At 56.9% G+C, this 25,045-nt stretch carries 19 protein-coding genes; 10 read left to right on the forward strand and 9 right to left on the reverse strand.

Annotated features, from left to right (window positions below; genetic code table 11):
- Positions 1-339 precede the first annotated feature (339 nt).
- The 3 genes from H6F57_RS01775 to clpB all read left to right on the forward strand — a co-directional run bounded on the left by H6F57_RS01775 (position 340) and on the right by clpB (position 5,666).
- Positions 340-1,164: an alpha/beta hydrolase gene (locus H6F57_RS01775; RefSeq protein ID WP_190630507.1), complete on the forward strand. Its 825-nt coding sequence runs from the start codon at positions 340-342 to the stop codon at positions 1,162-1,164.
- Positions 1,157-2,761 (forward strand): diguanylate cyclase, encoded by a 1,605-nt coding sequence (locus H6F57_RS01780; protein ID WP_199294665.1) that lies wholly within the window; start codon positions 1,157-1,159, stop codon positions 2,759-2,761. Before H6F57_RS01775 ends, H6F57_RS01780 begins: the two co-directional genes overlap by 8 nt.
- Positions 2,762-2,981: 220 nt before the next feature.
- Complete coding sequence (clpB, locus tag H6F57_RS01785; protein WP_190630516.1) at positions 2,982-5,666, forward strand: ATP-dependent chaperone ClpB; 2,685 nt, start codon at positions 2,982-2,984, stop codon at positions 5,664-5,666.
- Positions 5,667-5,812: 146 nt separating this feature from the next.
- On the opposite strand, the gene H6F57_RS01790 is transcribed toward clpB, so the two are convergent.
- Positions 5,813-6,469: a class I SAM-dependent methyltransferase gene (locus H6F57_RS01790; RefSeq protein WP_190630519.1), complete on the reverse strand. Its 657-nt coding sequence runs from the start codon at positions 6,467-6,469 to the stop codon at positions 5,813-5,815.
- A 495-nt stretch (positions 6,470-6,964) separates the two neighbouring features.
- On the opposite strand from H6F57_RS01790, the gene H6F57_RS01795 reads away from it, so the two are divergent.
- Positions 6,965-7,150, forward strand: coding sequence for a DUF4278 domain-containing protein (locus H6F57_RS01795; RefSeq protein ID WP_190630521.1), 186 nt, complete (start codon positions 6,965-6,967; stop codon positions 7,148-7,150).
- 126 nt (positions 7,151-7,276) lie between these two features.
- Here H6F57_RS01795 and H6F57_RS01800 read toward each other — a convergent pair whose 3' ends face one another.
- Positions 7,277-11,275 carry a magnesium chelatase subunit H gene (locus H6F57_RS01800; RefSeq protein WP_190630524.1) on the reverse strand — a complete coding sequence of 1,333 codons (3,999 nt, stop codon included), beginning with the start codon at positions 11,273-11,275 and terminating at the stop codon, positions 7,277-7,279.
- Between the two features lie 391 nt (positions 11,276-11,666).
- Between H6F57_RS01800 and H6F57_RS01805 the strand changes: the two genes are divergently transcribed.
- Positions 11,667-12,320, forward strand: a complete 654-nt coding sequence (locus H6F57_RS01805) for a DUF305 domain-containing protein (RefSeq protein ID WP_190630527.1) — start codon at positions 11,667-11,669, stop codon at positions 12,318-12,320.
- A gap of 79 nt (positions 12,321-12,399) precedes the next feature.
- On the opposite strand, the gene H6F57_RS01810 is transcribed toward H6F57_RS01805, so the two are convergent.
- Both H6F57_RS01810 and H6F57_RS01815 read right to left on the reverse strand, forming a co-directional pair.
- A complete protein-coding gene (locus tag H6F57_RS01810) occupies positions 12,400-12,816 on the reverse strand; it encodes a hypothetical protein (protein ID WP_190630529.1) in 417 nt (138 codons plus the stop codon).
- A gap of 62 nt (positions 12,817-12,878) precedes the next feature.
- Positions 12,879-13,235, reverse strand: a complete 357-nt coding sequence (locus H6F57_RS01815) for an iron-sulfur cluster assembly accessory protein (RefSeq protein ID WP_190630531.1) — start codon at positions 13,233-13,235, stop codon at positions 12,879-12,881.
- A gap of 341 nt (positions 13,236-13,576) precedes the next feature.
- On the opposite strand from H6F57_RS01815, the gene H6F57_RS01820 reads away from it, so the two are divergent.
- From H6F57_RS01820 to H6F57_RS01835, 4 genes are all read left to right on the forward strand, one after another.
- Positions 13,577-15,253 carry a hypothetical protein gene (locus tag H6F57_RS01820; protein ID WP_190630533.1) on the forward strand — a complete coding sequence of 559 codons (1,677 nt, stop codon included), beginning with the start codon at positions 13,577-13,579 and terminating at the stop codon, positions 15,251-15,253.
- Between the two features lie 42 nt (positions 15,254-15,295).
- Entirely contained in the window at positions 15,296-15,736 is a 441-nt protein-coding gene (locus H6F57_RS01825) for a VOC family protein (protein WP_242025004.1), read from the forward strand.
- A 122-nt stretch (positions 15,737-15,858) separates the two neighbouring features.
- A complete protein-coding gene (locus tag H6F57_RS01830; protein ID WP_190630536.1) occupies positions 15,859-17,040 on the forward strand; it encodes a hypothetical protein in 1,182 nt (393 codons plus the stop codon).
- A gap of 122 nt (positions 17,041-17,162) precedes the next feature.
- Positions 17,163-18,854, forward strand: a complete 1,692-nt coding sequence (locus H6F57_RS01835) for an alpha/beta hydrolase (protein ID WP_190630538.1) — start codon at positions 17,163-17,165, stop codon at positions 18,852-18,854.
- Positions 18,855-18,867: 13 nt separating this feature from the next.
- On the opposite strand, the gene H6F57_RS01840 is transcribed toward H6F57_RS01835, so the two are convergent.
- The 4 genes from H6F57_RS01840 to H6F57_RS01855 form a co-directional block, all read right to left on the reverse strand.
- Entirely contained in the window at positions 18,868-19,419 is a 552-nt protein-coding gene (locus H6F57_RS01840) for an opioid growth factor receptor-related protein (protein ID WP_190630541.1), read from the reverse strand.
- 387 nt (positions 19,420-19,806) lie between these two features.
- The gene (locus tag H6F57_RS01845) at positions 19,807-20,691 is read right to left on the reverse strand and encodes a hypothetical protein (RefSeq protein WP_190630543.1); all 885 of its coding nucleotides are present in this window, start codon (positions 20,689-20,691) and stop codon (positions 19,807-19,809) included.
- A 65-nt stretch (positions 20,692-20,756) separates the two neighbouring features.
- Positions 20,757-21,398: a hypothetical protein gene (locus tag H6F57_RS01850; protein ID WP_190630546.1), complete on the reverse strand. Its 642-nt coding sequence runs from the start codon at positions 21,396-21,398 to the stop codon at positions 20,757-20,759.
- A gap of 300 nt (positions 21,399-21,698) precedes the next feature.
- Positions 21,699-22,178 carry a hypothetical protein gene (locus H6F57_RS01855; protein ID WP_190630548.1) on the reverse strand — a complete coding sequence of 160 codons (480 nt, stop codon included), beginning with the start codon at positions 22,176-22,178 and terminating at the stop codon, positions 21,699-21,701.
- A 340-nt stretch (positions 22,179-22,518) separates the two neighbouring features.
- On the opposite strand from H6F57_RS01855, the gene H6F57_RS01860 reads away from it, so the two are divergent.
- On the forward strand, positions 22,519-23,202 hold the full coding sequence (locus tag H6F57_RS01860) for a Mo-dependent nitrogenase C-terminal domain-containing protein (RefSeq protein ID WP_190630551.1): 684 nt from the start codon (positions 22,519-22,521) through the stop codon (positions 23,200-23,202).
- 73 nt (positions 23,203-23,275) lie between these two features.
- Here the strand turns inward: H6F57_RS01860 and prfC are convergent, their stop codons facing one another.
- Entirely contained in the window at positions 23,276-24,922 is a 1,647-nt protein-coding gene (gene prfC / locus H6F57_RS01865) for a peptide chain release factor 3 (protein WP_190630553.1), read from the reverse strand.
- Positions 24,923-25,045 lie beyond the last annotated feature (123 nt).

The raw sequence follows: 25,045 nt of genomic DNA on the forward strand, positions 1-25,045 counted from the left end.
TGAAATTTAGGGTAAGACAGCTCAAGATGGTAGGATTCGAGCCGATCGGGCATTGGTTAATTTTTCGCTCTTCTACCTACGTTCTTTTGCTATCTCCGCCATTTTGAGCGTTTTGCCCCGTTTGGCAAATCCGAGGTGTAGCCTGGGAGTGGAGGAGCAGAGCGGTGAGGTGAGGACTATTTTTTAATACCCTTGGTTGCGAAATCGACAACTAATTGTTGAGAAAATCAACAGTAATTTAAGTCTTCTAAAGACAGGTTTAGAAATTCACGTGTCTTCTTTCGCCTTTGGGCAACTGGGCACGCTAAATAGATGTGGGGCTCAGCCCAAAGGTAGGCTATGCCAGTAAATGTTTTAAGCCGCAACAATGTCAAGGTAATGGGCCAAGGGCAGCAGCCCTTAGTGATGGCCCACGGCTTTGGCTGCGATCAAAAAATGTGGCGGTTTGTGGCCCCTGCCTTTGCCGCCGACTATCGACTGGTTTTGTTTGACTATGTGGGGTTTGGGCAATCAGATTTGGCTACCTACGATCCGCAGCGGTACAGCCATCTGCAGGGCTATGCCCAAGATGTTTTGGACATCTGTGCGGCGTTAGATTTAGAGCAGGCGATCTTTGTGGGCCATTCGGTGAGCAGCATGATTGGCCTGTTGGCGGCGATCGCAGCCCCCGAGCGCTTTGAGCGGCTGGTGATGATTGGCCCGTCGCCCTGCTACATCAACGATGAATCCTACTTCGGCGGTTTTAACCGCGAAGACATCGATCAGTTGCTCGACATCATGGAGAAAAACTACATTGGCTGGGCGCACTTTTTGGCCCCAGTGGTGATGCAAAACGCCGATCGCCCCCAGCTCACCCAAGAGCTTGAGGAGAGCTTTTGCTCCACCGACCCCGCCATTGCCACGCGCTTTGCCAAAGCCACTTTCTATGGCGACAACCGCCGCGATTTGGCCAGAGTACCGGTGCCGTCCCTGATTTTGCAGTGTAAAGACGATTCGATCGCCCCCGATGAAGTGGGGCAGTACCTGCATCAGCATTTGCCCCACAGCACCCTGACGCGCATGAAAGCCACAGGCCACTGTCCCCACATGAGCCATCCCGACGAAACCATTCAGCTGATAAAAACTTATTTGGAGGCGGCCAGTCTGAGTTCAGCCTATGGTTAACCGCAGTTCTACCCCAATGTCTGCACCCCAGGGCATAGACCCATTGCTCGACCAAGCTCCCTGCGGATTTTTGTCAGTGCGCGACGACGGCGTGATTGAGTACGCCAACGCCACGCTGCTGACGCTGCTCGGCTGGGAGCGGGCGGCGTTACAGGGTAAAAACATTGTGGCTATTTTGCCCGTGGCCAGCCGCATTTTTTATCAGACCCACGTGTTTCCCATGCTGCGAGTGCAGGGGGCAGTGACAGAAATTTACTTTTCGCTGCGATCGCGATCGGGGCAAGATATTCCCATTTTGGCCAACGGGGTGCGGCGGCAGCGCCAGGGAGACGCCATCAACGACTGTGTGGTGATTCCCATTCGCCAGCGCATGCAGTACGAAGACGAAATTTTGCGAGCCAAAAAGCAGGCCGAGGCGGCGATTAGCGCCCAAAAGCAGGCCGAGGCGACCCTTAAGCATCAGTACGAGCGGGCCGTAGCGCTAGGGCAAATTACCCAGCACATTCGAGAATCGCTCGATCTGACGCAAATTTTTGCCGTCGCAGCCCAGGAAATTCGCCAGTGTTTGGCCGCTGACCGGGTAGGCATTTACCGCTTCACCACCGCCGATGAGGCGGCAGGCGGTAGTTTTGTGTCGGAGGCGGTGGCCCCAGGGGTAGACGCGGTCATGGTGGCCCAGGTGCCGCACCACGGATTTGGCGAACACTACCAAGGCATTCGCCACAACGCTGGCACCCTGGCCATTCGAGATATTCACGAAATGAGGCTGCTGGACGAGCACAGCCAGCTGTTTAGCCAGTTTCAGGTGCAGGCCAGTCTGGTAGTGCCCCTGAAAAAGGAGGCCGACCTGTGGGGGCTAATTGTAATTCACCACTGCTCGGGACCGCGCTACTGGCAAGGGGTTGAGGTCGAGCTGGTAGAATCCATTGCAGCGCAGCTGGCGATCGCTATTCACCAGGCCGATCTGGTTCAACGGTTGCAGAGTGAACTGCAAGAGCGCCAGCGTACCGAGGTGCGAATGACCCAGATCAACGCTGAACTACGCCGCGCCACGGATCTGCTGGAGCAGATGGCCCACATCGATCCACTGACTCAAATTGCCAACCGTCGCCGCTTTAGCGATCGCCTCGGGCAGGAGTGGGCTCGCCTCAGCCGCGATCGCCTGCCCCTCTCACTGCTACTGTTTGATGTTGACTACTTCAAGTACTACAACGACACCTACGGCCATCAGTCGGGCGATGACTGCCTTTATGCCATTGCCCAGGCCGCCCAAAAGGTGTTAGGTCGCCCCACCGATCTGCTGGCTCGCTACGGTGGCGAAGAGTTTGCGATCATTTTGCCCAACACGATTCAGAAAGGGGCGATCGCGGTGGCTCGCCACATCCATCAGGCGATCGCGGCCTTGGCCATCTCTCACCATGCCTCAGCAGTAGGTTCCCAGATTACAATTAGTTTAGGCATCAGTACCCTCATCCCCTCTCAGAAACTCACCTCTACGGTGCTCATTCAGCAGGCCGACCAGGCCCTCTACCGAGCCAAGCAGCAGGGACGCAACCGCTCGGTGGTGTTTGACCCGATCATGTCTGACTCTAGATAAAGTCTGCCCTACCACCCCTGAGTTAACCTCCAGAACTCCATGAGTTGTCCTAGGAGGTTTGGCAGGCAGAGGGCCACGAGCAGTGGGCTGAACAGTTTGGGTGGGCAATCACTCTATGCTGGCCCCAGAGGGCCGCACAGCTAGCCCAGCGCCCAACTGATATACTGAACGTCCAACCGTTACAAAAAGCAAAGCGCAAGCCTGCCCGCCCACGGAGATTATGCAGCCAACCGATCCGGATAAGTTTACCGCCAAAGCTTGGGACGCCATCGTTGAGGCCCAGGACGTGGCCCGCCGCTGCAAACATCAATATATGGAGGTCGAGCACGTACTGATTGCGCTGCTCGATCAGGAAGAAGACGGACTGGCTCACAAGATTCTCGCTAAGGCCAACCTCGACAGTGACCAGATTCTTGACGAGCTAGAGACCTTTGCCCAGCGCCAGGCCCGCGTGCGCCCCGGCGTCGACAGCAACCTCTACCTGGGCCAGAGCCTCGATCGCATGCTCGATGGGGCCGAAGCGGCGCGACAGACCCTCAAAGACAAATTTATCTCGGTTGAGCACCTGCTGCTGGGTTTTCAGGAAGACGAGCGCATCGGCCGGCGACTGCTGCGGGGCTTCAACGTCGAAGGCCCCGAGCTGATGGCGGCGGTGCAAGCGGTGCGCGGCAGCCAGAAGGTCACCGACCAAAATCCTGAGCAGCAGTACGACGCCTTAGAGAAATTTGGCATTGACCTCACCCAGCTAGCCCGCGACGGCAAGCTCGACCCCGTAATCGGTCGCGATGACGAAATCCGCCGCGTGATTCAGGTGCTGTCGCGGCGCACGAAAAATAACCCGGTGGTGATTGGCGAACCAGGGGTAGGCAAGACCGCGATTGCCGAAGCCCTAGCCCAGCGCATCATCAACGGCGAGGTGCCCGAATCGCTCAAGGGTCGCACGCTAATTTCTCTCGACATCGGCGGGCTGATTGCCGGGGCCAAGTTTCGCGGCGAGTTTGAAGAACGGCTGCGGCTGGTGCTCAAGGAAGTCACCGACTCTGCGGGGCAGGTGGTGCTGTTTATCGACGAGCTGCACACGGTAGTCGGAGCCGGGGCGGGCCAGGGCACCATGGATGCCAGCAACCTGCTCAAGCCCATGCTGGCGCGGGGTGAGCTGCGCTGCATTGGGGCCACCACCCTAGACGAATACCGCAAGCACATTGAAAAAGACGCCGCCCTAGAGCGTCGCTTTCAGCAGGTGTATGTGGGCCAACCCAGCGCTGAAGACACCATCTCCATTTTGCGGGGCCTAAAAAAACGCTACGAGTCTTACCACGGTGTCGATATTGCCGACAGTGCCCTGGTAGCGGCGGCGGTGCTCTCTGATCGATACATTGCCGATCGCTTTTTGCCCGACAAAGCGATTGACCTGGTGGACGAAGCCGCCGCCAAGCTCAAAATGGAAATCACCTCCAAACCCGAGGAGCTAGAGAGCATCGAGCGCCGCCTCATGCAGATCGAAATGGAAAAGCTCTCGCTGGAAGCCGAAAACGGCTCCATGACCAAGGCCTCGCGCCAGCGCCTCAGCCGCATTGAGCAAGAGATTACCGAACTCCAGGCCAAGCAGCAGTCCTTCAGCGGTCAGTGGCAGAGCGAAAAGCAGGCCCTCGACGCCATTCACACCCTCAAAGACGAAGAAGACCAAATTCGCCTACAAATTGAGCAGGCCGAGCGCGCCTACGACCTCAACAAGGCTGCCAAACTCAAGTACGACAGTCTGGAGAAGATTCAGCGCGATCGCGAAACCCTAGAGGCCCAGCTAGTCGAAGTGCAGGCCAAGGGCAACACCCTGCTGCGTGAGCAGGTCACTGAGGCCGACATTGCCGAAATCGTCGCCAAGTGGACGGGCATCCCCGTCAACCGGCTGATGGAGTCGGAGCGGCAAAAGCTGCTCCAGCTCGAAGGCCACCTGCACGAGCGGGTGATCGGCCAAGATGAAGCCGTAGAAGCTGTGGCGGCCGCCATTCGCCGCGCCCGCGCTGGCATGAACGACCAGGGCCGTCCCCTAGGGTCCTTCCTCTTTATGGGGCCGACCGGGGTAGGCAAGACCGAACTGGCCCGCGCCCTGGCCGAGTTTCTCTTCGACACCGAAGATGCGCTGATTCGCATCGACATGTCGGAGTACATGGAGAAAAACGCCGTATCGCGGCTGGTAGGAGCCCCTCCCGGCTACGTGGGCTACGAAGACGGCGGTCAGCTCTCCGAGGCGGTGCGTCGCCACCCTTATTCAGTGGTGCTGCTCGACGAGGTGGAGAAAGCCCACCCCGACGTGTTCAACATTCTCTTGCAGGTGCTCGACGACGGTCGCATCACCGACTCCCAGGGCCACCGAGTCGACTTTCGCAACACCGTGGTGATCATGACCAGCAACCTGGGCAGCGACCACATTTTGGAGCTGGCGGGCGACGACGATCGCTACGACGAAATGCGCGTCCAGGTGCTCAAGGCGCTGCAAAAGCAGTTTCGCCCCGAGTTCCTCAACCGGGTGGATGACCTCATTCTCTTCCACTCGCTGCGCAAGAGCGAGCTACGCAAGATTGTAGCTCTGCAAATTCGGCGGGTGCAGCGCCGCCTAGCCGACCAGACCATTGGATTGGAAATTACCAAACCGGCGATCGACTTTATCGCCGAGAGCGGCTATGACCCGGTCTATGGCGCCCGTCCCCTAAAGCGGGCCATTCAGCGGCTGCTGGAGAACCCAATTGCCACCAAAATTCTAGAGACCACCTTTACCCAGGGCGCGACCATCACCGTGGACTTGCAGGATGGGAAACTGGCATTTGACCATCGCGAACCCGCCGCTTCCGAAATTCCAGCGGCGGCAGAGGATGAAGCCACTAAGGTAGAGTCGGTGGTGGGTTAGCCCATCAATCTGCACCTAAGCCCAGGCGCAACCTAGCCTCCCTGGGTCGGGTATACCTACGGCTCCGCTCAAGGTGCGATTCGGTTGAAATGGCTGAGCGGAGTTGTTCACCTGGGTCTCTGAAGGAGAAAGCCACCATAGGTCCACTACTGCTTACGCAGTAGAATTACGTCCTGCCCCAGAATCGTTAATTTTGCCCGCCAGCGGGCAGCCAGCCAATTAAAGGTCTGCACGGAGAAAAAACAGATGTGGGTGCGATCGCTCTTATAGTGCCACCGAGCAAAGGCGGCATCGTCACGGGAAAGTTTGGTCATGAGTCCTAAAGTGCCACCGGATTTGAGGCAGCTCCAGAGGCGATCGAGTTCCATCCGAGGCTGGCGCAGGTGCTCGATGACTTCAGTGGCGGTAATAAAATCGTACTGGCGAGCAAAAACCGTGCGATCGTCAGCGTAGAAAGGATCGTAGAGAGCGACGCTGTGACCGGCCGCTTCAAGCATGACCGAGAGAGTTGGCCCTGGGCCAGAGCCAAAGTCGAGTCCCTGGCTACTGGGGGCTAAACAATCTAGCAGGGGATCCCCCAAGCGACTCAGAAACCGACGGTAGCCCAGGTCTTGAGCGTGGTTCTGGTGCAGGTCGTACTCGGCTTTTTCGGCCTGGAACGGAAGAAAGCTGTCGGGTCGCACAAAGATTAGGTTGCAGCGATCGCAGCGGTAGTAGGCGCGATGATGGCGCAGTTCTGGGCGATCGCGGTGGATTTCCTGCCCTTGCCCACCGTGGCAGAGCGGGCACCGCTGTCCGGTCATGACCTATTCCTAGGCTCAGTCTTACTGACCATGGCCATCTTCTCAAACCTTCTGTAGGTGCATGCAGCCTAACACCTCAGCCCGCCTCAGTAGCCAAAGAATTAGCTACGCTAACCCAGCATGCCAGTATCTTTCTCCACTCTTCAGGCTTTTCTCTTCAAGCCTCGCTTGTGTTTAATGCGGGTAGTGTTTTATAGCCATCGCCAGCTCAGCTAAGACATTTTGCATAACTCCTTAGAGTGATGGCTATACGCCAGTGCGCCGCCCTTGTTTTTGTCAGTGGCAGTAATTCGCGTCCTAAGCGCAGTGGCCATCGCTATATTTAGAGGCTCAGAAATTTCTTTCAGAAAAGATGAAAAAACTTCTGTAACAAATTTGTCAATTTAATTTTTATATCAGGACCTCTTAACGTAGCAAGGCCATAATTCTTCTCAGCCCTGTAGTGCATTGGTCACGTCTTCGCTTAGATTCACCCATTAACAACAGGATTCTCCTATGCAGCTACGTTTTCTTGGTGCCGAATACAATTGCCAGTGGCCCAGTGTTGAAACCCGCGACGGTGAAGTAACCGGCAAATACCGGGGCGTCGCCTGGAGCAGCAAACACCACAGCGCCACCGTGGCGGCTACTACACCAGTTACGCTTCGCTTTATGGGTCGCTCTTACCAGGCTCAGGTGTAAGCTCCTATAGCTACAAGCAGTGGCCATCGGCTCATACCGCACAAGAACTAAAAAACGGTTCTCAAAAAAGCCAGGACCCTTTAAGGGTCCTGGCTTTGCAAAAGGATATCAGCTAAACGATAGGGTCTATTCCACCCCTTCGATGCGGTCTTCCACTTCCTGGTAGAGCTCTTGCAGCTTCTCCAGGTTTTCGTCACTGGTTTCCCAATAGCCGCGCCCGTTCACTTCCAGCAGGGTCGACACCATGCGGCGGAAGGAGTTGGGGTTGAGATCCATCAGGCGCTTGCACATCTCCGGGTCTTGAATGAAGGTGGTGTTGACATCTTCGTAGACCCAGTTATCGACGGCCCCGGCAGTCGCCGACCAGCCCATAGTATTAACCAAGCGCTTCGACAGCTCGCGCACCCCCTCGTAGCCGTGGGAGAGCATGCCCTCGTACCACTTGGGGTTGAGCATCTTGGTGCGGGCATCCAGGCGTACCGTCTCTGAGAGAGTGCGCACCTGGGCATTGGCGGTGGTGGTGTCGGCAATGTAGGCAGCCGGAGCCTTGCCGTCTTCGCGCAGAGACGCCACCAGCTTGGTGGGGTCAGAGTCGAAGTAGTGCGACACGTCGGTGAGAGAAATCTCCGACGAATCGAGGTTTTGGAAGGTAGCATCTGCCGTCTTCAGAGCCGACTCAAACAAGCCTCGGTTGCTATCCATAACACCGGGGTTGTCGGAGTTGAAGGCAAAGGACTTGCGCTTCAGGTACATCTCCTGGAGTTCGGCTTCGTTTTCCCAGGTGCTGTTTTCCACCGCCAGGTTGATGTTGGAGGAATAAGAACCCGAAGCATTGGAGAAGATGCGAGTGGCCGCTTCACGCAGGCCAATCCCCATTTCTGCCGCCTGTTCCAGGGCGTGCTTGCGAACGAAGTTCATCTCTAAGGGCTCGTCGGCTTCGGCGGCCATTTTCACGGCGCGATCGAGCAGGGCCATCTGGTTGATGAACAGGTCGCGGAACACCCCAGAGCAGTTAACCACGATGTCGATGCGGGGGCGACCCAACTCTTCGAGGGAGAGCAGTTCCAGTTTATTCACCCGACCCAGGGAGTCGGGCACGGGCTTGACGCCGACAAACCACATCATCTGGGCGAGGGATTCGCCGTAGGTCTTGATATTGTCGGTGCCCCAGAGCACAGTGGCGATGGTTTCGGGGTAGGCTCCGCCGTTTTCCTGCCGCTGGCGCTCCAGCAGCCTGTCCACCACGATTTTGGCCGACTGCACGGCGGCGGTGGTAGGGATGGACTGGGGATCGAGGGCGTGGATGTTTTTGCCGGTGGGTAGCACATCGGGGTTGCGAATCGGGTCGCCGCCGGGGCCAGGGAGCAGGTATTCGCCTTCTAAGGCTTGCAACAAGGCGCCCAGTTCGTTGTCGGCACAGACCTGCTCCAAGCAGAACTCCAGGTACTCCATCAAGGGTTTGATGGCATCGGTGTCGACGTTCTTGTAGCCCGCCTCATGGAGAGACTTGATCCAGGGTTCTTTGCGGCCAATGTTAAAGAAATTCAGCCGCGACACCATGGAGACGCGCCCTTCGGCGTCAATCTGCTCGTGGACGAGGGCGGCAACAGCGGCACGAACGCCCTGATTGATGTCGTACAGGAGTTGGACATCGGCGAGGTGGCCGCGATCGCTATTCCCGTAGATATCATCAATATCACGGCCAATGCTCTCAGCGATGATCCGCTGCAGGCTCTTGATGCCCTCTTCTTCGCGATCGAGGCTACCGATGTTGACTAGCGTTGCGATCGCCTCCTCGGCCGTGGGCGGCTTGCCCACTATGTGCAGACCGCAGGGCAGCAGGCGCGATTCGATCTCCATCAGTTTGATGTAAATCTTGCCCACCAAGTTGTCGCGTTCCTCATTAGAAAGCTCCCCGGTATCGCCCTCGGGCAGCGCCACGTCCCGATCGAGGTTACAGATCCGCGCCGTCTCGATGATGGCATTAACGATCTGCACCGCTCGACCGCTCTCTTTGTTGCCCTGGTAGGAGCCGATCAGCTCACTCAGCTCCTTAAGTCCTTTATAGAGACCCGCATTTTCAGCGGGAGGAGTGAGGTAACTAATGGTTTCGGCGTAACCCCGACGCTTGGCGATCGTGGCCTCAGAGGGATTATTGGCGGCGTAGTAGTAAAGGTTAGGGATGCTGCCGATCAGGTTGTCGGGGTAGCAGGTGCCGGACATGCCCATCTGCTTGCCAGGCATAAACTCCAGCGACCCGTGGGTGCCAAAGTGCAGCACCGCATCTGCGCCCCAAATTTTGTTCAGGTAGGTGTAGTAGGCGGCAAACCCATGGTGGGGGCTGGCGGAGCGGGAAAACAGCAGCCGCATCGGGTCGCCCTCATAGCCAAAGGTGGGCTGCACACCGATGAACACATTGCCGAAGGCCTTGCCATAGACCAGCATGTTCTCGCCATCGGTGTTGAGGTTGCCCGGCGGTGGCCCCCAGTTTTCTTCTAGGCGTTCAGCATACGGGGTGAGAGCTTGGTACTCACGCACCGGCATGCGGTAGGCGATGTTCAGCTCGGGGCTGTTGTACTGGGCCTGGGCATCGTGAATCACCTCTTGCAGCAGGGCTTGAGGCGACTCAGGCAAATCCTGCACGTCGTAACCGTTCTGCTTCATCGCCTCCAGCACTTTGTAGATGGAGCCGAATACATCCAAGTAGGCGGCGGTACCCACATTGCCCTTGTCGGGGGGGAAGCTGAACACGGTGATGGCTAGCTTTTTGTCGAGCTTGGGCTTGCGGCGCAGGTTGGCCCATTTCATCGCCCGCTGGGTGATAGATTCAATCCGATCCTGGAGCGAAATTGCCCGTCCGGTCAGACCGTCGCGGCCCGAGAGCACAATCGGTTCGATCGCCCCATCCAGCTCAGGAATCGCCATTTGCAGCGCCACCTGAATCGGGTGCAGGCCTAGGTCACTGTCTTCCCACTCCTCGGTGGTTTGAAAGACTAGGGGCAATGCCACCATGTAGGGGCGGTTGAGGCGCTTGAGGGTTTCGATCGCCTTGGGGTGATCCTGCCGGGCGGGGCCGCCCACCAACGCAAAGCCGGTAAGGGAAACCACCGCATCGACAATAGTTTTGGTGTTGTCTACCGGGTCAAAGAAGTAGGCATTCACGGGCTTAGAAAAATCTAGACCGCCCGCAAATACGGGAATCACCTTCGCGCCCAGGTACTCAAACTCCTGCACCATGGCCACATAGTGGGCCTCGTCTCCGGTAACTAGGTGGGTGCGCTGGAGCACCAGACCGATGGTGGGCGCGAGGGGATCCTTGAGATCCTCAGAAATATCGCGGCGGGAGGCGTGCCAGTTGAGGTATTCCTTAATATCCTCAAACATGTGCGGTGCCATGGGGTGCCAGATGCCCATGTCCGGGTAGGTGACGGGCTCTTGGTAGTCGAGGCTTTCGGTCTGAGGGGCACCCTCAATTTGGCTGTCGGTGATCACGTAGCGATCGGCCAGCATGAGAAAGAAGTTTTCCAGGTTCTCGGGGGAACCACCCAGCCAATACTGAAAACTGAGCATGAAGTTGCGGGCATCCTGGGCCTTTTCGACCGGCAGGTACTTGAGCACCGTGGGCAGGGTGCGCAGCAGTTTCAGCATGGCATCCTGGAAGCCTGCCCCCGACTTCTCCTTCCGCTTCTTCATGAAGGAGGCGATCATGCTCTTCGACTGGCCGAGCTGAGCCATGGAGAAGCTGCCCATCTTGTTGAGGCGCATCACCTGGGGCATGGAGGGGAAGCACACCGCCACATCGAGGCCGTCGCGTAGAGGGGCAACCGCTTCAACGACCTTGTCGGCTAGGTCTTCGATAAAGATCAGCGAGGCGATAAATACGTTAGCCTCGGCGACATCCTGCTTGAACGCCGCGTAGTTGTTGGCGTCGCGCAGTTCTTCAATCAGGTAGCCGTTGACTTCGAAGGCCACTTGAGAGTTGTTGGCGTTGATCGACCGGATGGCCGAGGACAAAGAGCTCTGGTATTGAGGCTCTAGAACCACATAGACCACCTTGACCAGACGCCGCCCGTTGAGATCATCGGGAGCAATGTGGCGAACAGTGGGCTTGACGTGGGTGAACATGCAGTAAAACTCCTTTCGTGGCTTTGGCTAAGGCTGGGGGCTGCTACGGCTGCCGAATCGAGTCACAGCGATTGAGGCGGGCCGCAGAAAGGCTTCATCAAACTCTACAGGAAATATTTCGTAACGAAAGCAAAATCAAAGGTGCCTTTCATGTTTGTATCAGAAAACCTTGCTAGATAAGGCTTATGGCGTTTAGGTGACACAATTTGAAATAAATCAGCCTTGGCTTTGTTAACAAAATTTACAGCACAGCGAGATCAGTCCTCTCATTTTCGTAACAAAGTGTTAATTAAACACTGAAGAAGGAAATATAGCTTGCTCTCTCAGCCCTTGACTCTACAGGGGGCTGGAATGTGTAGGCTTAAACCATCAGGCATTTAGGAGATGAATTATGCGATTGAGACAGCCTTTAGCGACGATGCTAGCCCTAGCTACCCTAGTACCGCTAGCCTCCTGCGGCACTAGCAACATGGAAGCCATGCACGAAGGCCATGTCACTGGAGACAGGGCTGAGGAGCAGATGATGCACAGCGGTCACGGGATGGATCTGGGCCCCGCTGACGCCACCTACGACCTGCGCTTTATCGACGGCATGATTCCCCACCATGAGGGGGCAGTGGTGATGGCCGAAGCCGCCCTAGAGAATTCTCAGCGACCCGAAATTCGGCAACTGGCGGAAGACATCATTGCGGCCCAGCGGGTAGAGATTGCCCAAATGAAGGATTGGCGAGCCGAGTGGTACCCCGATGCCCCCGCCGAGCCGATGATGTACCACGCTGAAATGCAGCACGACATGGCCATGAGCGAGGAAATGATCAGCTCTATGCGCATGGATATGGATTTGGGCGGGGCCGACGAGGAGTTTGATCTACGCTTCATCAACGCGATGATTCCGCACCACGAGGGCGCGGTGGCGATGGCGGAAGATTTGAAGGAAAAAAGCGATCGCCCTGAACTGCAGGCCCTAGCCGACGAGATCATTGCCTCTCAGCAGGCGGAGATCGATCAGATGGAGCAGTGGCGACAGGACTGGTACGGGCAATAAGTCAAAAGCGCTCCCCCGATCGATCGGGGGAGCGCTTTCTTAAAAGTTAGGGAGCAAGACCTAACCCCTATTGATCTAACTACTCAAGCCACTGCTTGACGCGCGACAGGCTCTTCCAGTCGGGCTTGCGAACCAGGCCGTCATTGATGCTGTCCATCACTTCCTGTTTCAGGTCGTCGGCGACGGTCATCACTTGACTAGCGATTTCGACATGCTCGCGCACGCCGGGCTTGCCTGCGTCAAGCATAGCCACCGCCAGGTTTACCCGTCCTTGAGGGTCTTGGGGGTTGAGCTTGACGGCCTTTTGGGCAGCTTTGAGGCCAGCATTGGGCTTGTCGGTCAACAGGTAGAGCCAGGCCAGGCAGGCCCAGGCAGCAGCACTCTTGGGGGCGCGATCGCACACCTCTTTAAATACGGGAATCAGCTCAGCGGGATCTTCGCCCTTTTTGTAGCGCTCGATGCCTTCATCGAACAGGGTTTCTACGGTTTGAGTCATAGTCTATGAACTATCTAAAGCGATATCCAGCAAAGCACAGAATGTAGCCCCGTGGGATGTCCCTACGCCCCGAAGGATTTGCCGCAGCCGCAGGTCTGTACGGCATTGGGGTTGGTGAACTGAAAACCGCCGCCGATCAGCGCGTCACTGTAGTCGAGCATGAGACCGTAGAGGTACAGCAGACTCTTTTTGTCGCAGATCACGCGAAAGCCTTCGTAGTCGTAGACTTCGTCGTGCTCATTGATATTGGCGGGATCTTCAAAATCCATGGTGTAGGACATGCCCGAGCAGCCGCCCTGGCGCACCCCTACCCGCAAACAGAGTTCTTTGTTGCCCTGGGACTGTTGGAGGGCCTTAACGTGCCGCAGGGCCGTTTCCGACATCAAAATGCCTTGGGTTTGTTCGGTGGCTTGAGCCATTGCAACCTTTCGATGTAAGTACAGCTTCTACCATCATAGACAGAGTCACCCCAACCGCAGCCAGGGCAACCTAAATTGTTTTGAAATCTAACACTTTCGTCGCCTAGGCTTAGCTGATACCGTCAAGAATTTCTATAGTTTATAGCAGCCGCTCTGGGCTTCCCCTGCCCTGGGAGGGATGCTAGCTGAGGTGCAGTATCTCAACTTAGGGGACTGCACTGAAGGGCTCGCGGTTGAGTTGCTGTGGGCAGTTGATGATTAAACTTGGCTATGCTGACCAAAGCTGTGCTCAAGCCAGCGGTCGCCTAACCATCTGTTCCATCTGTCGTTATCGTTAGCCCATGACTCGATTGAACCGCATTACCATCGATCGTCTGAAGCGGCTGCCCCGTGTAGCCAGCGTATGGGAGGGCGATCGCCGTTCGGTGGGTGGTTTGATGGATGACGACGCCGGCCTGCGCCAGCGCCATACCGAAACCAGCGACTGCATTCTCTGGGTTGACAGCAGCCATGGCGCGGTGCGAGGGCTGACCATTGTGCCCACTACCTGCGGCTATGAGCCAGTGGTGCGCACGCTGTTGCAGGCCATTGAGTCACCCCAGGGCAACCTGGCCCCGGCGCGGCCGCACAAGATTGTGGTTAGCGATCGCGAGATTCAGTTTTACCTGCGGGGGGCGCTCCAGGGGCTCGATATTGCTATTGACTACGCCCCCGAGCTGCCCCTGATCGACGAGCTATTCAATGCCCTCCAGCAGTCGGCCGAGATGACCGAGGCCGAGTTGCCCCCCCGCTATGCCGAGGCCATGATCGACAAAGCCATGGAGATCTGGGAACTCGCCCCCTGGAACACCCTCAACGAGCAGCAGGTGCTAGCCGTGGAGCTAAACACCTGGGATCTCGACACCCTCTACGTGTCAATGCTGGGCATGGGCGGCGTAGAGTATGGCCTGCTGATGTATCGCTCCCTCGACTCACTCAAGCAGTTTCGCCAGCGGGTGCTGATGGGGCAGCAGTCGCCCAAGCAGATGCAGGAGGCCTTTTTAGAGCAAGACTGCCTGTTTCTCAACTTTGAGCTGTTTGACGACGAACCGTTTCCCAACATGCCCCAGCCTGTGAGCTGGCTGGCCTCAGCCCCTGAGGCAGTGCAGCCCGACTTTGGCAGCATTCACCCCCTAGAGGGCATGCGCAGCCAGCTGGCTGACGAAGAAGGAGCCACGTTTTTGGTGGTGCTGGAGGCTCTGCAGCGCTTCATCACTCGTTACCGGGCCCAGCTCGAAAAGCCTCCCCTCAAAGCGCTTCAGAGTAGCTATAAAATCCCTAACCCCGAGAAAAATGGTGGCGCATCGCCGCTGAAGGTAACGGTTAAAACCCTGCCCGAAGTGACCGCAGAACTGGCCGCCGACGCCGATGATGTCCTCGGCGACGACCCCGAAGGCCTGGTTAATTTTCCGGTACTGCGCGACGACTATGTGCCCGAGGGGGCCATCATTATCCTCACCCAGTTTCAGCAGCAGGTGCTCAACGATCTGCGCCATGACTCAGCGATTGCCTTTCAGGGTCTCGAGGGCAAATGGACCCACAATGGCACCGCCGACTCCCCCGATCTGCCAGTGGTGCTGATTCAGACCTCGCGTCCTAAGGCCAAGACCTTAATTCAGCAGCTGCAACAGGCCCAGGGTGTGCAGGCTGTGTGCTTTAACCCCGGCAGCGACCCCTTTAGCGGCGAGGCCTTTGAGCTGGGCATGCTGCAAACCGGCGATGGTGAACTGCACCTGTTCGCCGAATATGAAACCAACGGCAGCACCGATCGCCACCTGCTAGAGCGCTGGAATACCTGGCAGAAGGAGTGTAAGGGGGCCTGTGCGGTCATTATCGCCAGCGGCATTACCGGCAGCAGCAAGGGCAAACCCAGCGTGAAGGATATTTTGGGTGTGTTTGAAGCCCGCTGTAAAACACCGAAGGACTTGCACCTGCCGCCGCTGATGTTGCAGTATGCAGCAGAGTGGGAGCGGGACTAGGGAGCGGTGAAGGGCTAGATGGATCAAGGAGTAGGGTGGGCAATGCCCACCGCTGACTCACGGAGCATCGAGAAAATCTTAGTGGAGAAGGCTTTGGCTGAGGCATCTGTAGGCTGCACCAGTGCTTTTGTAGCCCTAGCCAGCGTAAATTTTGAGCAGTTGGTAGGCTTTTATGGCGAACTGCTCAATCAGTCGGCCCGGCCCTACCAGCGCGATCGCTACGCCGAGTTTCAGCTGCCGGGGCTGAGGCTAGCGATTTTTAAGCCTAAAGCTGACCAAGTAGCTCAGTTTGTCGCCAGCAGTGGCGCGATGAGCCTATGTTTGGAGGTGACAGATTTGGCGGGGGCGATCGCCCGTCTCACCGACTTGGGCTACGCGCCCCCCGCCCCGGTGCTGACGGCCTCCCACGGCCGCGAGGTCTATGCCTATGACCCCGATGGCAATCGGCTAATTTTGCACCAGGGTCTGGCCGAGCCGGGTTGAATGCTTGGCCCACAGATTTCTGCCCTAAGATTCCTGGGAAACGTGGCAGTATTGAAAGGGATACGCCCTTTGGGGCGTATCCCGCAGCGTATGCCGGTAATCGTGGCCAGGTGGGCTAACCCATGAGACCCCAAGACCCCAACTTTCCCTCAGAAATTCCGCCCATTCCGCCCCCGCGCCACACCGATCAATCGGGGCAAGGGGATGCTGACCCATCCCTATCCACCAGCTTCAACCCCAGCGCCGAGGCTGAGGGGGAAGCTGTCCTCCCTCAGGCGATCGAGGGTGAGGTTGTCAGGTTGAATAGTCAAAATTTAGTTGGGGAGGATGATCCAGCAGAGCCGGTAGTGGGGGATCGTGAAACGTATCCGAAGGACAATCGCGCCTCTGGTCAGGCTGACGACACTGCCCCCTACAGCACCGCCGCAAACAACGGTCGCTCTGCCTCGCTAGACGCAGCCCCCTGGACCGACAGCGACTTAGAAAATTTAGAAGACCCGCTGCCCGTGACGGCTCCAGAGCCCCAGCCCATCGACATTGATCGGCGTCAGATGCCTAACAGAGCCGTTGCCGCCAAAAGAGCGCGGCCAATGTCCCCGGCAGAGGATGTCTGGGCCGATACCGGCATTCCCTACCAACCAAAGGAGCTAGGCGTGGTTGACCAACTGCTGCTGCTGCTGGCCGAGGGGGCAACCCTGTGGAAAAAAGGACTGCGGTGGGTGCGATCGCAGCTGCCCCCCGATCTCCAGCGGAAGCTCTCAGACGGCGTGCTCACCGCCATTGCCCTAGGTCTGCTGATGCTGCTGTTGGCCCTTTGGAACCCTCTGGGCGCGAGGCGAGGCGAACCGGTTGTGGCCTCAGAACCCCTGCCTCAGACAACGGCGGCGGAACCTGATGTAGAGGACCCATTTGCGGCCCCCGTCCCTACTGCGGAGCGAGCCGCCGTTCCCGCACCCGCCCCCGTGGTTGAACCCACGCCTGAGCAGAGCCTCATTACCGACATTCAAAACCGAGTTAGCAGCATCAGCCGTTCCTACGGGGCGGGGTTGATTCAGTCGGTGGAAGTGAACCTGCCAGAAAATACCCTAGGCGTGAATGTGGCCGAAGCTTGGTACGGCCTGCTCGGTGACCAGCAAAATGAAATTGCCCAAGACATCTATGCCCAGGCCCAGGGGCTCAAATTTGGCACCCTGCAACTGCGCGACCCCGAGGGCGTAGTAGTGGCCCGCAACCCGGTGGTGGGGCCAAACATAGTGATTTTGCGGCGGCTGCGGTCGACGGATGCGGATTGGCGCACGCAGTAGTGGGTCAAATGGATGCATGGGGTCAGCCCCTTCAACTCTGCTCAGGGGCAGAGTTAAAGCGACAGAATCTTGAGTGAAAATTGAGCTGGAGCGGCTCTTAGTAACGTTTTTGGAGTGACGGCATGACCTGGCAACCTGTCGGGAGATGGCTGCGACCTCGAACCTTGGCTCTAGGAGGGCTAAGTCTGGGCTTGACTGTGCTGAGCGGGCTGCCCGTGCAGGCGGCGGAAGCAATTTTCTTTAGCTACGGCCCGGTAGAGCGATCGGTGAGCACCAGCTCCCTCGAAACCCTTATTGAGTCAGGAGAACTCACCGATGACCTGGCCTTCTACGTCAATTTGGTTGGGCTGAGCGAGGCCGAAGTTGCGCAACTGCGTCAAAACCTCGATCGCCCACTAGAGGTGGATGGGGTGCTGCTGTCTCGTTTTCTCTACACCAGCCTGGGTGAAGAGCTGCTGAACCAGGTGGGGGTAATTCTCAAAACCCGAGCTGGCGGCAACGGCAAGCTGTCGTTGCGGGCGGCGCTGATTCAGGCAGCGACTTCGCCGGAGGGGCTGTCGGCTATCAACGTGGTGCGATCGCTACCCACCGACATGCAGATCAGTATCAACGATGCCCGGGCGGTGGCCAGCGCCGTCGAGCGCATCGTCAACGCCACCACTGATTCTATTGTTCAACTGGAGCAGAGCACGGTTAGCCAAGCCGCCCAGCAGCCTACCCTTGACTATGCCAATCTGGCCGATTTGACCGTTCCTGGCCCAGCGAGGGTGCAAATTCAGCGGTTTGAGTTGACCGATACCCAGCGCGATCGTCAGCTCTATATGGATGTGGTGCGCCCCCGCCAGTGGCGCGGTCAGGCTCCGGTGATGGTGTTTTCCCACGGGTTGACCTCTAGGCCTGAGTCGCGGCACCAGTGGGCCTCCCACCTGGCCTCCCACGGCATTGTGGTGGTGCTGCCCCAGCACCCCGACAGCGATGCCCAGCAGGTGGCTGACTTTCGGGCGGGTCTTAGCAACGATGTGTTTGAGGTGCAGGAGTTTATCGATCGGCCCCTCGACATCACCTTTGTGCTCAACGAGCTAGAGCGGCTCAACCCCACAGAGTTTGAGGGGCGGCTCAAGCTTGATCAAGTAGGGGTAGGAGGGCACTCATTAGGAGGCTATACAGCTCTGGCAGTGGCCGGGGCAGAGCTTAACTTTGACCATCTCCAAGAGGTGTGCGATGGCGACTTCATTTACCTAAATATGTCGCTGCTGTTGCAGTGTCAGGCGCTAGAGCTGCCTCGCGAAACCTACCGCTTTCGCGACCCGCGGGTTAACTCGGTGCTGCTAGTCAACCCGGTCAACAGCAGCGTCTTTGGCCCCGATGGGCTAGCGACGGTAAACGTGCCCGTGATGGTGATTGCGGGCAGCCACGACCCCGCCACCCCCGCCGTTTTTGAGCAATTTCGCACTTTTTCGTGGTACACCACCGAGAACCGTTCCCTGGCGCTGATCGAAGGGCAGGCCCACATTGACGTCTCGGCATTAGACGCGGGTCTATCGCGACTGTTGTCTAACCTGCCGGGGCTCACCCTGGCCGAGCCGGAGGTGATCGATCGCTACATGAATGCCCTAGGTCTAGCCTTTGTCGGTCGCTACGTGGCTCGCCGACCTGAGTATGGCCTTTACCTGCGATCGGGCTACGACAGCTACCTCAGCCAGGGCGAACCCTTTCGCCTATTTATGGTGAATGCTGGGGTTGAGGTCGATCAGCAGTTGAATACTCCCCTCAACGACAGACTCAACCCGCTGGAACGACCTAAGGGGGAATAGGCGATCGCAATACTTAACTCGATGCAGAAGCTTTGACTGCATTTGCCCAGTGCTGAAATGTTTCATCTCCAATGCGATCGCTGCTTTCTTGATAGATCTGCCTCAAACACTCGTAAAAAGCTTGGGCTTCATCCTCTAATCCAAACCCCATCAAACACTTCAAGATGCGAGTAATACGAAGATAGTTGTGATTGAATGGGTTCGCCCATTCCCATTGCCGGTTTGGGTAGTCTTGCGACTGGGTGATAACGATGTTTCCTTCGTTACTTTCCTGACGTTGCAAACCATAAAACCGAAGCATCACCGCGAGCGATCGCCGTAGATTTTGACGTAGTATCGAGTCACCTTGAAAAGCCTGGATTACCTGGTCATTGACAATAGGTGCATCAGAGTTGAATGCGCTTCTTTCTGGCAAAGGAAATAGCCACTGAATAAAATCATGAGTGCACTCTAATTCCTCAAAATTCCAAGCCCACATCTCTTGAATCATGCGACCTTGAGAATCTTGCTGCTCCCCTAAGTAAAACGGTACGATTTTCTCGGTGAGTTGTTTTTCCTGACTCATTGCTAACCCCTTCACAACTAGATGTACTGTTCTGGGCTGCGACTATTCCAATAGAGCCCTCAAATGAACTTAAACTTGAGTATTTACAGATAGTGTTCATCTACATCGTTACCAATTACTCCGCAGCATGACAATAGTGTTCTCCGTGCAGGGCGTGGAGCTACCTGTAGCCGCAAAAAAAGCCCGACTGAGAGAATTCAGCCGGGCGTCAGGAGCAAGACTTTTGAGCTTAATTGGCCGGTGAGGAGGCTTTGAGTGTCTTGCCACTCATATCAAAGGCTGTGTTGAGCAAGGTGATATAGTCGCTCACGCTGCCCAGCAGGTTGGCCAGGTTGTCACCTAGTTCTCAAGGCTTAGGTCTCTGCCAAGCATGGTTACGCTAGGGAGTTAGATCTCCGCCACGGCGCGCTCGATCAGGCGGCGGGCCAGGGTTTGGGTGCCGGTGTGCTCGTAATACTTCACCGACATGTCGAGAAACGCGCCCAGGTAGTCGAGCTTGCCCTTAGAGCCCTCAATAAAGCCGCCCAGGTTGTCGACCAGACCGCTCTGGGTGATATTGTGGTCGGTCACAAAGCGATCCATCCAGCCCTTGGTCGATTCAAAACTCTCGGTCATGAACGACAGCTTAGCTTTGTCGTTACCGCCAGGAATTTCGTTTTTGATGCCCTTGAAGGTTTGGTTGCTGTCAAGATCGCTGGCCCCCATGCCTTTGATGGCGTTGAGCGCCTTGCTCGAAAAGTCAGCCCCTAGGGGAATGATGCCGTCAAAGCTGACTAGGGCGGCCATGCGCACCAGTGACTCGCTGCTGTAGTCGCCCAGAGCGGCTAGAAAATCGCCCAGGCTGTCGCCGGGGATGCCGCTAATTTTGCAGAAAGCCACCACCTCGGCCACCAGTTTCACCACCAGGTCGATGGTTTGGGCTTTTTCGGGCTTGGGGGAGAGGTTTTTGAGAAAGCCCAGGAAGGTGTCTTGGCCAATGCGGTTGGCTAGCGCCGCTGCTCCCAGCAGGCCCGAGGCCGAGTCTACGGTTTCGTAGAGCCAGAGGGCGCTCTGGTAGCCCTGCTTTTTGTCGTTGAAAAGGGCGATCGCCCGTTCGCCAATCGCCTGCACCATGGCTTCGTCGGTTTCACCCGTGACGGTTTTGATGGTGTTGTCAAAGCCCACCAGGTTATTCCATTGGCCTGGCACAAAGGTGTCGAGGGTCTTGAGAGCCCGCACGGTCAGGCCCCCAGTGGGAAGCTTATCGACAATTTCGTAGATTTTTTTGCTCACAACTTACTCCTTAGGTCTGCCCTGGTTTTTGGATTGCCGTCATCACCGTTTGCATTGCTGACTTCCTAGGAGGCAGGCTGAAGACTGGGAGACAGACTCGGCAGCTTCACCCTGGGCAACTTAAAGCCGTCCTTGGGTCGAGCGGCGGTGGGGGCCTGGGGCAGCGCCGCAGCGGGTTTGGCGACTGGGTTAATCGCTCCCTTGAGCTGGGCTAGGCCCTTGAGGTCAAATTTTTGTAGCCAAGCCGCCCGATCCTCTTTGGTAAAGGAAGGATCGCGCGAGAGCACTTTGACTTGGTAGCGATCGTTCACCAGTACCCCAGTGGCGGTGCTGCCCTGCTCTACGGTCGGAAAGCCGCTGATCGACTGGGTGGCGGTGCTATATTTCTCCGCTGAGCCAGGCACGCTGGTGGTATCGCTGATGGTGAGCATGGCCACGGTCTTGCCATCCTGCTCAAGCTTATACTCAGCAAAACCCTTTTTCTCTTGATAGGGAGTAACGTTGTAGCCGCTCTGATTGTCTGGGAAAAAGGCGTTGAAGGTGCCGCCCTTTTCGGCTTTCTTATCGACCGCTGCAGGAGAGCCAAAACCAGTGGTGTCTTCTTGCACCTGGTCGTATTTAGATGGGGCCGAAGAACAGGCACTCACCAGCAGCACTAGGCACACCATCAGGGGCGCTAGCCGCCGCAACCAGCGGGTAAAACTCATAACTTTCTCCTTAAACAGGCAAAGGGTTAAGGCCCTAGAACGCTCTAGGGCTACTTGGGGATTATCGTTGACCCTGGCACAAAAACATAAAGCTGGCGTAAGCAAAAATTATCTTTTAACAAAAAAATTGAGGCGTTTGGTCTAGCTGGCATAATTAATCCCGTATTCGACCATGGCCCCTAGTGCTAATCAGGCACCCTGGCTCCAATGCGATTCTAGCCAGATATTCACTTCGAGGCAGTTCCCGGTTCTGGGCTGCCGCAAACTAGACACTTCACTCACCGCACCCATCCCCTCATGTTAAAGGCCCAGAGGTGCTTTAAACTTGGCCAAAGCGGCGGCTTCAGCGGGGCTAACCTTGTTGCTGCCAGTGCCAAACAGCCCTTCACCAGCCGCTGCGGCGACGGCGGCCCCACAGTCGTAGATAAACTGCTTGTACTCAGCGACTTCCTCAGCAGAGGCTTTGCCTTCAACGAGGGTAAGGGCGGCGCTAATGTCGGCGATCGCGCTGTCGATCATGGCCCCCGATTTGACATCCTCGGGCTTGATATCAGGCTTGTCGAGCTTGATCTGACCACTCTTCATGGTTTCTTCTGAGAAGGCCGCCTGAATGATGGAGTTGGCGGGATATTTTTGGGCAGCTTCAGCAATCTGCTTTGACATCGCCGCCGCTTCAATGGCTGTAGAGACAATGCCCATATCAACCATGGCCACTGAAAGCCCAGTCATCATTGGGGCCTTGATCAGAGTTTGCAGCTCTGTGGTTGTGTAATTGCTCATGGTTTACCTCGTTGAGGACGGTCTTGGCATAGATACTAAACTACTCAGTCCCTTTCGAGGGTTAAGCAAAAACGATAAGGAAGCCATAAGAGTTGCCCTTATAGGATCAGTCTGGGCGGCCAGGCCCACCCCAACCGCCAGGCTTGTAATGCGCAAGGCTGAAAATCCAGCCTTAGCCAAGGCAGTCTTAAATTGGCAGCGTTAAGATTAAAGCGCTACAGCCTGTTTACCCGGTTTTTGTGGCTATTGATACCGCAATGGTTCCATAGGGGCAGTCTTACGCCTGCGCTTGCTGAAGAAGCTGCGCCACAACCATCGCACTGACGCTTGAGGAGGATTTATGCCCACAGTCACTCAGTCTCCCTACACCCAGGAGCAGATCAAGGTCTGGCTCCGGGGGCTGCTCACCCTGGCCTGGGCCGACGGCAACTTTGACGACGACGAAAAGGCGCTGATTGCCACCATTACCGAAGACGAACTGGCCCCAGAGCTTGATTTTGAGCACTTTGAACCCGTTACCCCGGCTGAAGTGGCCCGCGTGCTCGGCTCTGACCCCAAAATGGCCGAAAATTTTTTGCGCATGGCGGTGATGGTCGCCTTAGCTGATGGAGTGTATTCGGTAGAAGAAGACTTGCAGCTCCAGGCGCTGTGCCAGGCACTGAACCTGCAAGACACCGTACTCAACTCGGTGCGATCGACCCTCTATAGCCTTAAGCCTGAGAATGACGAGGTTGCCGCTGGGCTACGCCCCCCAACGGTAGGCAAAATTGACCCCCTCAAGCCCGCCCGCGAATGGCTCGACCAGCTTGAGGTACACGACCCGCGCCTGGCCCGGTTTGTGTGCAAACTCATCCCCTCCCAGTGCCCCTTTGAGCGCGATGTGGTGCTGTTTAACAAAAAGCTGGTGCACATTCCGCCCATGTGCAAAATCAACCCGCTGTACGAGCAGCTGGTGGGGCTGCGCTTTCGCGCCTTGTCTTACCTAGCTGACGACTGCGGCGAAGACGTGACGCCGCTGCTGTAGACAGTTGCCCCCTCGACTGGTCTGCTGGCCCCTGAGCCCAGTCGAAGGGGCAGCAGACGGTTGGTACTGAAATCTAGAGACTTTCGGGTTCTTTGCCGGAGACTACGGGGGCGATCGCACTGAGGTTGAGTTCGGGGTGGTCAGACTGAATCTGCTGACAATTCCACTCGTTGCGGAACAGGAGAACCGGGCGATCCCAGCTGTCTTTGACGGTGACGGTGTTAAACAGCCGTCCGACTTTTTCCAAAGCCTCCCAACCGCCGTCAACCCAGCGGGCCACGGCGTAGGGCAACGGCTCAATGCGGGTTTCAACGTTGTACTCGTTTTGCATGCGGTACTGCACTACCTCTAGCTGAAGCTGACCCACCGCCGCCAGAATCGGGTCGCGCTTCGACTCGTCGGCGGAGAACATGATCTGCACCGCCCCTTCTTCGCGCAGCTCAGACACGCCCTTTTGGAATTGCTTGTACTTAGAGGGGTTGGGGTTCTTGAGATAGGCAAAGATCTCTGGCGAAAAGCAGGGGATGCCATCGTACTCAAGGCGCTTGCCCTGGTAAATGGTGTCGCCGATCGCAAAGACACCGGGGTTATTCAAACCAATCACGTCGCCGGGGTAGGCTTCTTCGAGAGATTCTCTACCCTGACCAAACAGCTTTTGGGGGTGCGACAGCCGCACTGACTTACCCGATCGCGCATGGCTCACCACCATATCTTTCTCAAATTTGCCGGAGCACACCCGCACAAAGGCGATGCGGTCGCGGTGTTTGGGGTCCATGTTGGCCTGGAGCTTAAACACAAACCCTGAAAAGTCTTCATTGGTAGGGGAAATTTCGCCCAGGGTGCTGCTGTGGGCCGAGGGCTTGAGGGCGTAGTCGAGAAAGGCGTCAAGAAACAGCTGCACGCCAAAGTTAGTCATGGCGCTGCCGAAGAATACTGGGGTCTGCTGCCCAGCATGGACGGCATCGAGATCCAGCTCTGGCCCGACTTCTTCGATCACCTCCAGTTCTTCTTTGAACTGGTAGTAGAGGTCTTGGTCAAGCAAATCTTCAATGCGCGGATCGCCAATATCTAGCACCGTATTTTTGGCCGCTTTTTTGCCGTGGATGCTGCGTTCAAACAGGTGAATCTGCTGGTGGCGACGGTCAAACACGCCCTTGAAGCGATCGCCCATGCCGATGGGCCAGTTGACCGCGTAGGTTTGCAGACCCAGCCGCTGCTCAATTTCATCCAGCAGCTCTAGGGGTTCACGGGCGGGGCGATCCATCTTGTTGAAGAAGGTGAAGATGGGCAGCGATCGCATCCGGCACACTTCAAACAGCTTCAGGGTTTGCGGCTCTAGACCCTTGGCAGCGTCTTCGAGCATCACCGCATTGTCGGCGGCAGCCAGCGTGCGGTAGGTGTCTTCGCTAAAGTCTTGGTGACCAGGGGTATCCAGCAGGTTGATGGTGTAGCCGCCGTAGGCGAACTGAAGCACCGTGGAGGTGATCGAAATCCCCCGCTGCTGCTCCAGCTCCATCCAGTCGGAAGTGGCGCTGCGCTGGGCGCGCTTGGCCTTCACCGCCCCAGCCTCTTGAATGGCGCCTCCGTAAAGCAGCAGCTTTTCGGTGAGCGTCGTTTTACCGGCGTCGGGGTGAGAAATGATGGCAAAATTGCGCCGTTGCTCTACCGCTGCGGCAATATCGGCGGAGGTGGCGGCAGTAGAAACGGCGGCGTCAGTCATGAACTAGCGGTACTCGTGCGAGTGAATGGATACGTCTTTTAATTGTACGGGCTGACCTGGGTTTTGATGGGCGGGTAAGCTAGAGGCCCGAAACTAGGTTCCTTAAATCCATAGCGAACGCTC

It is taken from the genome of Leptolyngbya sp. FACHB-60 (assembly GCF_014695775.1).
GTDB lineage: Bacteria > Cyanobacteriota > Cyanobacteriia > Phormidesmidales > Phormidesmidaceae > Nodosilinea.